Genomic DNA, 11,194 nt, shown 5'->3' on the forward strand with positions numbered 1-11,194 from the left:
TTTAAGCACCAAGGGAAATTCCCCCTTGATATTGGTGGTTTTTGCATAACTTTAGGTATTTGTTAGTGGTTATAATTAATTTAATCAGGTTTTCAATACGGGTAATGCTCCAGCATTTTCCGATTTATTTCCATGATATCGTATACTTACACATATAGCAATATGTGCTTCGGTTTATTTTAAATAGTTTATGTCATAGGCCTTATCATTATTTTATTACTATTTTATTTTCAACGATTATATAATCTATCTCATACACTTTATTAAAATAATTGAGAACTTGCTCAATGGTTTCATGTTGTGTTTCAATAGTGGCATTAAAAGTCTCCTTGGCCAAAGCTTTATTGTTATTGATGATTACCACATTATAACTTCGCTCTAGCTTTTGTATGATCTTATCAAAGGAAAGGTCCCTGAATACTAAATTTCCACTTTTCCATGAGGTGTATAGGGAGGTGTTTACTTTTCCCTTTACAACCGAGCCTACCTCCTTATCAAAACTTCCTTTAAAACCTGGCTCTAAAAACACCTCCTCTTTTACGTCCTGGGAATTGGATGCACCTCTTAGACTCACCGAACCTTCAACAAGAACTACTTCGGTTGACTCGTCCTCTGGGTAGTTGGCAATATTAAAACTGGTGCCATAGACCTTTACATCTAACTGCCCCGAATTAACCACAAAAGGAGTATTGGCATCATGAGCCACCTCCATAAACGCCTCTCCGGTTAAAAAGACCTTCCGCTCTTCTCCAGCTAAAAATGTGGTAGGATATTTCAGGGAACTCTCTGCATTTAAGTATACTACTGTGCCGTCTGACAATTCAACATTAAACTGTTTCCCCTTGGGAACCCTTAGGGTATTATAGCGCACCTTCTCTTGGGCCCCTTGTTCTTGATATACTAATTTCTGACCCTTTTGAACGCCTATTAGCTCACCTTCTTCGCTTAGCACCTCTACCGATCCCTCCTCCGAGATAACCTTTATATCTCCGTTTCCGAGTTGTAAAGTAATTGCATCTATTTTGGGGGCGATAGGTTGATTAGCATCTCTATCGGTCAATTCATTATGTGAAAAGTATCCTAGGCTGATGAATAAAACAGCCATCGCAGCATACTTAAATACGGACTTTCCCCTACCTCTCTTTTTTTTTATTTCACTTCTTATCTCCTTTAGCAAATTTGTTCTCACCTCCTTCAAATCAGGGTTGTTCATTGCCAAGGTAGTGGCGAAATGAGTTTTTACATATTCTTTAAAAACATCCTCATTGTCTGAATCCTGAATCCAGGTACTCAGCTTATCTAACTCTTCCACGTCTGCTGATTTAGACAGGTATTTTATAATTAGATGTTCAATTTCTTGAGGAATCATTTTGTGTTGTTCTTTATAGTAATACAGAGCAGATTTGCAATACCCTACCTTTTTTATGATTTTTTTTAAAATTCATATAATTATTTATAGATTTACTTGCCAAATAACCATACCTACATGAGAGTATTAAACAATGAAGATTTAACGGAGCAGCTTATTCATGGAAACGAAAAAGCATATATGACGTTGTTGGACACTTACCAGAGAAGACTTTATACTTATGCATTGACTTTGTCTCGTAATGCGGACACTGCCCAAGATATTGTTCAAAATGTATTCTTAAATACCTGGCGATCTCGGAAAACCTTAAATCCAGATTTATCTCTTCAGAGCTTTCTGTTTAAATCGATTTACAACGCCTTTGTAAATCATTACCAGCAGCATAAAGCCAACATGATTTTGGAAAACAAATATGTAGAGGCCCTAACGGAGGTGGTAGAGGAAACCAATGAAAATGATTTATCGCGAATGATTAAGATCATGAATGATGAAATTGACAAGCTACCCCCAAAATGCAAGGAGATTTTCATTCTCAGCAAAAAAGAAGGTCTCACCAATAAAGAAATATCACAGCATCTAAGTATATCTGTAAAAGCAGTGGAAGCTCAAATCACAAAGGCTTTTGGAGTATTAAGAAATAATTTGTGTGAGCGACACAAGATGGTACTATATGCATTTATGGGATTCTTTAAAATCTAGAAATTTTAAATTAGAATACATTACCAATAAAAACTTGACTATTCATCCTTTATTATGGAAGCCCAGAACTTTATCAATACATCATCACTTCAATCATAACATTAGATACAAATGAATATTATAAATAGACAAAAGAAATGAGCACCCCCTTAAGGACTTATGACCTCCAACGTTTAAGGGAGAAAGATTCCTATTACACCTCACACATTACAGGTCAAAATCAGATAAAATCCAGAAACATATTAAAACCAATCTGAAAGAAGTAAAATATTGTTCGCCCAATATCCCGATATAAAGGTCGCCTTCGACTTGATGCAGGGGCTCAGGAACATATTCAATACGGCAGCTTCTATACAATCTGCATATACAAAGCTGGCACATTGGTACAAAGATGTACAGAACACAGGCTTTAGGGCCTTCAATACCATAGCCAATACGATATCGCTCAATTATAGGTCGATCCTAAACTATTTTATAAATAGAAGTACGAATGCTTATGCGGAATCCTTCAACGCAAAAATTAAAGCGTTCAGGGCACAGTTCAGAGGTGTGAAAAACGTAGAATTCTTCCTTTATAGATTAACCACAATATTTGCATAAACACAACAATTGTTCTTGATCCCAGAAATTGGACTTGATCGCCAAAACGCGTGCATTCTGCGTGCAACCCTAAAAAAACAAAAGGCCTTCAATTTCTTGAAGGCCTTTGCTTACTTAGCGGTCCGGACGGGACTCGAACCCGCGACCCCCTGCGTGACAGGCAGGTATTCTAACCAACTGAACTACCGAACCGTGGCGTTTAGCGAGTGCAAATATACACCCCTATTTCAATTGCACAAACTTTTTTTAAAAAAAAATCAAATTTTAAGCGAATTTTTTTCTTTCGACCATAAATGTATTCATCACCTTCGAAAAATCGCCCCTTACATCGGCCTCCACATACTTTATTTTATATTGGGCACATTTTAATTTAATGGCATTAAAATATTCCTGTACCTCTTTTTCATACACCTCTTTAATAGAATCTGCATACAAATCTACATGCGCCCCCGTTTCAATATCTAAAAATCGCTTGGGTGTATTATCAAAATTAAAGGAGAGTTCCGTTTCCCTATCCGTAACATGGAATAAAATCACTTCGTGTTTATTGTACTTTAAATGTTTCAGCGCATCAAATAGCTTTTCATCGTCTACAGTGGTCTGAAACATATCCGTAAAAAGGATTACAAGGCTACGACGCTTTATTTTTTCCGCTATCAGGTGTAAATAGGCATAAGTCTCTGTTTCCTTCGCAGGTTTGGTCTCCATGCCAATTTCACTTAATTTGGCCAATAACATTTGGTGATGCCTTTCGCTACTCTTTTCAGAAGCGTAATAATTATAACTGTCAGAATACACGCTTAATCCAACGGCATCTCGCTGCTTTTTTAATATTTGCATTAGAACCGCTGTAGCGAGCACCCCAAAACCAATCTTATTCAGATTATCCAATCCTAGCTGTCTCACTTCGGGATAATACATGGAAGCCGAAGTATCCAAGATAATATGACAGCGCAAATTGGTTTCTTCCTCATAGCGCTTTGTATACAGCTTATCGGTTTTCGCAAACAGCTTCCAATCAATATGCTTGGTGCTTTCTCCCCTGTTATAAATTTTGTGCTCTGCAAACTCTGCCGAGAAACCGTGAAAGGGACTTTTGTGTATCCCACTAATAAATCCTTCCATTACTTGATTTGCCAATAACTCCAAGTTTTGGAAGAGTTGCGCTTTATGTATCTCGGATTGAATCTTCATACTGCTAATATAAAGAAGAAACAGCCTTATAAGAAATGTGTCCTGAAAAATCGGTTATAGCTACACCCCTGCCCCACAATTCTCTAAAGGGTTTACAATATCCCAACGGATAAGGTCCAAAAAAAAAATCCCGCCAACCGGCAGGATTTTTTTGTCTGTTATGTTCTGTTAAGCTTACAATAATGCGTCTATTGCATCTGTATAAACCTTCTTAGGAGAAACGCCAACTTGTCTGTTTACAATTTCACCATTTTTAAATACCAATACAGTAGGAATATTCCTTACACCGTATTTTGCAGCAAATTCCTGGTTAGCATCTACATCAACCTTACCTACAACGGCTTTGCCTTCGTATTCTGCACTTACCTCTTCAATGATAGGACCTACCATTCTACAAGGTCCACACCATGCTGCCCAAAAATCAACCACTACTGGTTTGTCACTTTTTAGTACTACCTCATCAAAAGTAGCATCTGTTATTTCTAATGCCATGTTTCTTAATTTTTAATATTATACAAACTTAGACAATTATTTTGCCTTTTCCTTACATACTACTTATTGGTTTTGGTTATGACAATATCAACAAAGTTTATCCCATTGTTCAAATTTGCTTTTACCAGCCAACCATTTGAGTGCAGCAAGATTTATTTTCTAGTTCAACTTGTAATGTACTTCATTTTCTCTTAACTGCATCAGTAGTTCACTTGAAATATTGATTTTCTGCTTCCTACTGGTCATATTTACCTTTATTTTCTCCTTCATCTCATATACTACAAAGTTCAGCGGATGGTTGCCTCCGTGCGACACCAAGATATCCTTTAAATCCATGATACTGTCTTCTTTTAATTGGCCAATATCCAATTTAATAGTCAATTTTTTCGCAAAGGTTTCCATTACATCCTGTAGCATCATAATCATATTATACTGCATTCTGGGTTCTCCTTTTTTTCCGGTATCCCTATTTACCCACCCTTCTCGGATAAAAACCTTAAAATACGCAAAGGAATTAATCATTAAAAAGTGTCTATATTTCAAATACTCTTCCCCAAAAATTCTAAACTCCAATGAGTCTCCATAGTCCTCAACTATAAATGACGCCCAACCTTTTCCATTTTTGGAAACTCTATGTTGTACATCTGAGATTACACCTGCAAAAGTGAGCTCTTTGTTCACAAAATCGCCCATATTCGCCACAGCACTTATATTGGCATTGGTAAAGGCCTTTATCTCTGTATCGAAATCGTCTAATGGATGCCCAGATATATAAATACCGACTACCTCCTTTTCCCTCCTTAGCTTCCCCATAGTGCCCCATTCTTCACAAGGCGGAACTTCGGGCTCTGGAATCTGAACTTCACTGGCATCCCCAAATAGGCTTACTTGCGCCGAGTTTTCATTATCCTGGTATTTATTTCCATACCGTATTACCTTTTCTAAAAAGGTAATACCATCTCCTTCATCATGAAAATATTGCGCCCTATGCGTATCCCCAAACGAATCGAACCCTCCAGCTAGCGCCAAGTTTTCAAATGCCCGTTTGTTAGCCGCCCTAAGATCGATACGCTTTGCTAGGTCAAAAACAGATCTATAGGGTCCGTCTTTCCTTCTATTTTCCACTATAGTCTCTACGGCTCCTCGCCCTACTCCTTTAACGGCTCCCATACCAAAACGAACTGCTCCTTCGGCATTTACCGCAAATTTATAGAATGATTCGTTCACGTCTGGCCCCAACACTTCTAGCCCCATCCGCTTACACTCCTCCATAAAGAAGGTCACCTGCTTAATATCGTTCATGTTATTAGAAAGCACCGCCGCCATATATTCTGCAGGGTAATGTGCTTTTAAATAAGCCGTTTGATACGCTATATAGGCATAACAAGTAGAGTGACTCTTATTAAACGCATAGGAAGCAAAAGCCTCCCAGTCTTTCCAAATTTTTTCTAAAACTGGCCTAGGGTGACCTCTTTCCTCACCACCATCCAAGAACTGAGGCTTTAACTTTTCTAGTAGGGCAAAGATCTTTTTCCCCATGGCCTTCCTTAAAACATCGGCATCACCCTTAGAAAAGCCCGCTAATTTTTGCGACAGCAACATCACCTGCTCTTGATACACGGTAATACCATACGTTTCCTGTAGGTATTCCTCCATGTCTGGCAGGTCATACGTAATCTCCTGATCCCCATGTTTACGCGCAATAAAGCTTGGAATATACTCCATTGGCCCCGGTCTGTATAAGGCGTTCATTGCAATAAGGTCATCAAACACCGTAGGCTTTAAATCCTTCATGTGTTTCTGCATCCCAGGAGATTCGTACTGGAATACCCCTACTGTTTCTCCTCTTTGGAAAAGCTCATAGGTCTTTTCATCATCCAAGGGGAAATCGTCAGGAACAAGATCTATATTGTGTTTTGCTTTTACAATCTTCACGGTATCCTTGATAAGCGTCAAGGTTTTCAACCCCAAGAAGTCCATTTTTAGCAGACCGGCATTCTCTACTACAGAGTTATCGAACTGGGTAACGTACAGATCCGAATCTTTTGCCGTAGCTACAGGAACAAAATTGGTAATATCACTAGGGGTAATAATCACCCCACAGGCATGTATACCGGTATTCCTAACCGAACCCTCTAAGATTCTTGCCATTTTTAGAGTCCGCCCTTCCAGGTCATCCCCTTCTGAAATATTTAACAGTTCATGGACTTTCTCTAGATCCTCTGAACGGAACTTCTTTTTTAAATCTGCATCGCTTACCCCAAATATCTTGCTCAATTTGGACATGGTAGGGATTAGCTTAGATATCCTATCTGCATCTCCCAATGGCAAGTCTAGTACCCTAGCTGTATCCCGTATTGAGGATTTTGCTGCCATGGTACCATAGGTAATAATCTGAGCCACTTGGTTGGCCCCATACTTTTTAATCACGTAATCCATAACGCGCCCTCTCCCCTCGTCATCAAAGTCGATATCAATATCGGGCATGGACACCCTGTCCGGATTTAGGAACCGCTCAAAAAGCAGGTCGTACTTTAAAGGATCTATATTGGTAATAGTAAGGCAATACGCCACCACCGATCCTGCAGCAGATCCCCTTCCCGGCCCTACGGATACATCCATATTCCTCGCCTCTCGAATAAAATCTTCAACGATCAAGAAATATCCTGGATAACCGGAATTCTCTATGGTAGCAAGCTCAAAATCCAGTCGCTCCCTTATCACATCTGTAATCTCCCCATACCGCTTTTTAGCACCTTCATAGGTTATGTGTCTCAGGTATGCATTCTCACCTCTTTTCCCTCCATCTACCGCATCCTCGGGCACCTTAAATTCCTCCGGAATGTCAAATATAGGCAATAGCACATCCCTAGCCAGCTCATAAGGCTCTACCTTATCTACTATCTCTTGAATATTTAAAATGGATTCTGGGAGATCCTTAAAGGTCTCCTTCATCTCGGAGCTCGACTTAAAATAGTACTCTTGGTTTGGTAACCCGTACCTATACCCACGACCACGGCCAATAGGGGTAGCCTGCTTTTCACCGTCCTTTACACACAACAACACATCATGGGCCTCTGCATCTTCTTTAGCCCCATAATAGGTATTGTTGGTGGCTACCATTTTAATATCATGCTTTTTTGCAAAAGCTACCAATACCTGATTTACCCTATCTTCATCTTCCTGACCGTGGCGCATTATCTCTATATATAGGTCATCGCCAAATTGCTCTTTCCACCACAGTAATGCTTCTTCAGCCTGATTCTCCCCTACATTCAATATTTTCCCCGGCACCTCTCCATAAAGGTTCCCCGTAAGTATTATTAAATCCTCCTTGTATTGCTCTATTATCTTACGATCTATACGTGGCACATAATAAAATCCGTCCGTATAAGCGATGGACGACATTTTGGCCATATTGTGGTACCCATTTTTATTTTTGGCCAAAATAACGATCTGGTACCCGTTGTCCTTTACACTTTTATTGGTATGGTCTTCACATACAAAGAATTCACATCCCAGAATAGCCTTAATCTCTTGCTCGGTAGGCTCTTCCCCTTTTTCTATTGCTTGGGCATTCTTAGCTCTTACTTTGGAATTATGTCCGCCTACCGCACTAACAAAATGAAAGGCCCCCATCATATTGGCATGATCGGTAAGCGCCACGGCAGGCATCTTTTCTTTGGCCGCGCACTGCACCAACTCTGCCACAGACATGGTAGATTGCAGTACCGAATACTGGGAATGGTTATGAAGATGTACAAACTCCGCATCTTCTAGGGTCTTTATATTTTCCTTTATTTCTTCCTGAGAAATAACTTCTGTATCCTTTGCCCATAGCTTATCGGCAATTTTTTTAGAAGCTTTTTTAAGGTTGATGTGCTTTAATCCGATCAATTGAATTTCCTGCGGATTGACCTCCGAGAAATTTTTAAAATAATCTGGGCTTACATCTAATTGTTCTGCCGTATATTCTTTACGCCGCACCAATTCCAAGAAACAACGTGTAGTTGCTTCCACATCCGCAGTAGCGTTATGGGCCTCCCCAAAAGGCGCTCCAAACAAATATTGGTGTAATTCGGTAAGAGTAGGTAATTTAAATCGGCCACCTCTTCCTCCGGGAATCTGACATAGTTGAGCCGTATGCTCCGTACAGGTATCTAATACCGGTAATTCTTGTAAGTTATTTTCCACTTGGTACCGATGGAACTCGGCCCCCATTATATTTAAATCGAACCCTACATTCTGTCCTACTACAAACTTGGCTTTCCCTAGGGCTTCATTAAATTTTTCCAGCACTTCCTGTATGGCCACCCCTTTTTCTTCTGCCAATTCAGTAGAAATACCGTGTATCTGTTCTGCATCATAAGGGATATTAAATCCGTCTGGACGCACCAAGAAATCCTGACTCTCCACAAGTCGCCCCATTTCATCATGCAACTGCCATGCGATCTGTATACATCGCGGCCAGTTATCAACGTCAGTATATGGCGCATTCCAGCGTTTGGGTAATCCTGTGGTTTCGGTATCAAAAATTAGGAACATAGTAAGCTGACAGATTTAAGGTTCACAGTTTATCGTTTTAAGTTTACGAATAAATAAAGGATTAAAGCTTATGACTTCTAACAATGCATTCACAGCGTGTTACAAGCCATCTCGTAAGTCTGCCTAAAAAGAGTTGTTTTCTTAAAGAAAATCCACCCCATTTAGTTAGGCTAAAATAGCCATACCTTCCAACAAAAAACAGTCCGTAAAATTAAGCAAATACAAGCCGTTATAAAAATGGAAACGCGAGGAATTATAAACGACATTAAAGATAGCTTGTAATTCGTCAGTCCAATCAGCAGTTGGTCAAAAGCTACTAGCTTACTCCGGCTTTAAGCAAGCTTATTTGTTGTGATAACCGAACTTTATACATTTACAGCAATGAAAAATCAGCTAATTGTCTCGCTTTTATTCTTCGGAATGATAGCTAGAGCTTATTCACAAAAGATAGCCACCTGATTATAAAATAAGCCCTAGGTTACAAAATTTAATTCTGTAAATCACCAAGTAAAACGGACAAGACTTTATCTAAATTTAATGGAATATTCAATGAAGACAGAAGATAATAACGACCAATCCCAAATAATGGAACAGAATCTAACAATTTCTTTGCTGTGGCATTGTGATTTTCCAGAATAAGATTATATTTGCACCCGCTTTGGAACAACCAAGCGAAAAAAGAATTAATAATCAAGGGTCGGGCACCCTACAAATTAATGTGATATGCCAGTTAAAATTAGATTACAAAGACACGGAAAAAAAGGAAAACCTTTCTATTGGGTAGTAGCTGCGGATTCTCGCGCTAAAAGAGATGGTAAATATTTGGAGAAATTGGGAACTTACAACCCAACTACCAATCCTGCTACTATCGAATTAGATGTTGATAGTTCCGTGAAATGGCTAAATAATGGAGCACAGCCTTCAGATACAGCTAAAAGAATCTTATCTTACAAAGGAGTACTTTTAAAGCACCATTTATTAGGTGGCGTATGTAAAGGTGCCTTAACTGAAGAGCAAGTTGAAGAAAAATTCAATGCTTGGTTAGAAGAAAAAGAAAACAAAATAGGTTCTAAGGTTGAGGATTTGGCTAAAGCCGAAGCTGATGCAAAAGCAAAAGCCCTAGAAGCTGAAAAAGAAGTAAACGCTAAGAGAGCAGCGGAAGCAGCTGCTGCAGCAGCTCCTGCTGAAGAAGAAGCTACCGAAGAGACAGCAGCTGAAGAGACAGCAGCTGAAGATACTGCAGAAGCTACAGATAAAGAATAGTTATTTAAGGGACGATGACAAAGGAAGAGTGTTTTTACCTCGGAAAAATCGTTTCTAAACATAGCTTTAAGGGAGAGGTACACATTAAATTGGATACCGATGAACCCGAACTATACGAAAATTTGGAATCAGTATTTGTTTCTCTTGGAAACAATCTGGTTCCATTTTTTATTGAAAAAAGTCAACTTCACCGATCTAGCTTATTACGCGTAAGATTTGAAGAGGTGGCCGATGAATCGGATGCAGACAAGGTTATGGGTTCCGAAATTTACCTTCCCCTATCCTTCCTTCCCAAACTAACAGGAAATAAATTCTACTACCATGAGGTAATCGGATTTACAATGGAGGATAAAGTCCACGGCAATATTGGAATCATAGAAAGCATAAACGACAGCACCCCCCAAGCCTTATTTGAGGTAAAACAGGGTGACAAACAATTGCTTGTTCCCGTGCGTGATGAAATTATCGTTAAAGTAGATCGCGAAAAGAAAACCATTTTTGTAGATACTCCCGAAGGTCTTGTAGACCTCTACCTCTCTTAATTTAGCTCCCTATTTTTTTTATTGTCACAGGCAAAGAGAGATAATTTTCACTATCTTTCATTCTAAGGAACTTCCCCATCCCAATAATTAGCATTGAATCTTAACCGATTCTAGCAACGACCTACCCCTCTTATTGGATCATGACCAATTGTTGTGTTTATGCAAAAATTGTAGTTAATCTGTAAAGGAAGAATTCTACATTTTTCACCCCTCTGAATTGTGCCCTGAACGCTTTAATTTTTGCATTGAATGATTCTGCCGAGGCATTCGTACTTTTATTTATAAAATAGTTCAGTATAGATCTGTAATTAACGCTGATACTGTTAGCCACTGTTTGGAAGCTTTTAAAGCCCGAAGCCTCTACGTCCTTGTGCCAGTGTGCCAGTTTCGTATATGCCGTTTGTATAGTAGTGGCTGTATTGAATATGTTCCTGAGCCCCTGTACCAGGTCGAAGGCTACCTTTATGTCGGGATATTCGGCAAACAATAT

General features: G+C 39.2%; 8 protein-coding genes, 1 tRNA gene and 1 pseudogene. 4 read left to right on the forward strand and 6 right to left on the reverse strand.

The window, feature by feature from the left end:
* Positions 1-208: 208 nt before the first annotated feature.
* Positions 209-1,369: a FecR family protein gene (locus tag G466_RS22505; protein ID WP_034236056.1), complete on the reverse strand. Its 1,161-nt coding sequence runs from the start codon at positions 1,367-1,369 to the stop codon at positions 209-211.
* Between the two features lie 117 nt (positions 1,370-1,486).
* Here G466_RS22505 and G466_RS22510 point away from each other — a divergent pair, with 117 nt between their 5' ends.
* Together G466_RS22510 and G466_RS23315 are read left to right on the forward strand one after the other, a co-directional pair.
* Positions 1,487-2,068: an RNA polymerase sigma factor gene (locus tag G466_RS22510; protein ID WP_034236058.1), complete on the forward strand. Its 582-nt coding sequence runs from the start codon at positions 1,487-1,489 to the stop codon at positions 2,066-2,068.
* A 261-nt stretch (positions 2,069-2,329) separates the two neighbouring features.
* Positions 2,330-2,668 (forward strand): annotated as a pseudogene (locus G466_RS23315) (ISL3 family transposase); the annotation flags it as partial.
* A 118-nt stretch (positions 2,669-2,786) separates the two neighbouring features.
* Here G466_RS23315 and G466_RS0117300 read toward each other — a convergent pair.
* The 4 genes from G466_RS0117300 to dnaE form a co-directional block, all read right to left on the reverse strand.
* Positions 2,787-2,860: transfer RNA gene (locus G466_RS0117300), tRNA-Asp, on the reverse strand.
* 72 nt (positions 2,861-2,932) lie between these two features.
* Positions 2,933-3,862 (reverse strand): DUF58 domain-containing protein, encoded by a 930-nt coding sequence (locus G466_RS0117305; RefSeq protein WP_026814765.1) that lies wholly within the window; start codon positions 3,860-3,862, stop codon positions 2,933-2,935.
* A 174-nt stretch (positions 3,863-4,036) separates the two neighbouring features.
* Positions 4,037-4,354, reverse strand: a complete 318-nt coding sequence (trxA, locus tag G466_RS0117310) for a thioredoxin (protein WP_026814766.1) — start codon at positions 4,352-4,354, stop codon at positions 4,037-4,039.
* Between the two features lie 159 nt (positions 4,355-4,513).
* Positions 4,514-8,899 (reverse strand): DNA polymerase III subunit alpha, encoded by a 4,386-nt coding sequence (gene dnaE, locus G466_RS0117315; protein WP_026814767.1) that lies wholly within the window; start codon positions 8,897-8,899, stop codon positions 4,514-4,516.
* Between the two features lie 723 nt (positions 8,900-9,622).
* Between dnaE and G466_RS0117320 the strand changes: the two genes are divergently transcribed.
* Positions 9,623-10,162 carry a 30S ribosomal protein S16 gene (locus tag G466_RS0117320; RefSeq protein WP_026814768.1) on the forward strand — a complete coding sequence of 180 codons (540 nt, stop codon included), beginning with the start codon at positions 9,623-9,625 and terminating at the stop codon, positions 10,160-10,162.
* A gap of 14 nt (positions 10,163-10,176) precedes the next feature.
* Positions 10,177-10,704: a ribosome maturation factor RimM gene (gene rimM / locus G466_RS0117325; RefSeq protein WP_026814769.1), complete on the forward strand. Its 528-nt coding sequence runs from the start codon at positions 10,177-10,179 to the stop codon at positions 10,702-10,704.
* Positions 10,705-10,861: 157 nt separating this feature from the next.
* On the opposite strand, the gene G466_RS0117330 is transcribed toward rimM, so the two are convergent.
* A partial coding sequence (locus G466_RS0117330; RefSeq protein ID WP_026814063.1) for a transposase occupies positions 10,862-11,194 on the reverse strand: 333 nt, incomplete at its 5' end.

Origin of the sequence: Arenibacter certesii DSM 19833, from assembly GCF_000429545.1 — a bacterium.
Taxonomy (GTDB): domain Bacteria; phylum Bacteroidota; class Bacteroidia; order Flavobacteriales; family Flavobacteriaceae; genus Arenibacter; species Arenibacter certesii.

Coding starts and splice junctions, on each gene's coding strand:
- G466_RS0117320 (WP_026814768.1), top strand. CDS start 9,623: ATGCCAGTTAAAATTAGATTACAAAGACACGGAAAAAAAGGAAAACCT.
- G466_RS22510 (WP_034236058.1), top strand. CDS start 1,487: ATGAGAGTATTAAACAATGAAGATTTAACGGAGCAGCTTATTCATGGA.
- G466_RS22505 (WP_034236056.1), bottom strand. CDS start 1,369: ATGATTCCTCAAGAAATTGAACATCTAATTATAAAATACCTGTCTAAA.
- G466_RS0117305 (WP_026814765.1), bottom strand. CDS start 3,862: ATGAAGATTCAATCCGAGATACATAAAGCGCAACTCTTCCAAAACTTG.
- trxA (WP_026814766.1), bottom strand. CDS start 4,354: ATGGCATTAGAAATAACAGATGCTACTTTTGATGAGGTAGTACTAAAA.
- rimM (WP_026814769.1), top strand. CDS start 10,177: ATGACAAAGGAAGAGTGTTTTTACCTCGGAAAAATCGTTTCTAAACAT.
- dnaE (WP_026814767.1), bottom strand. CDS start 8,899: ATGTTCCTAATTTTTGATACCGAAACCACAGGATTACCCAAACGCTGG.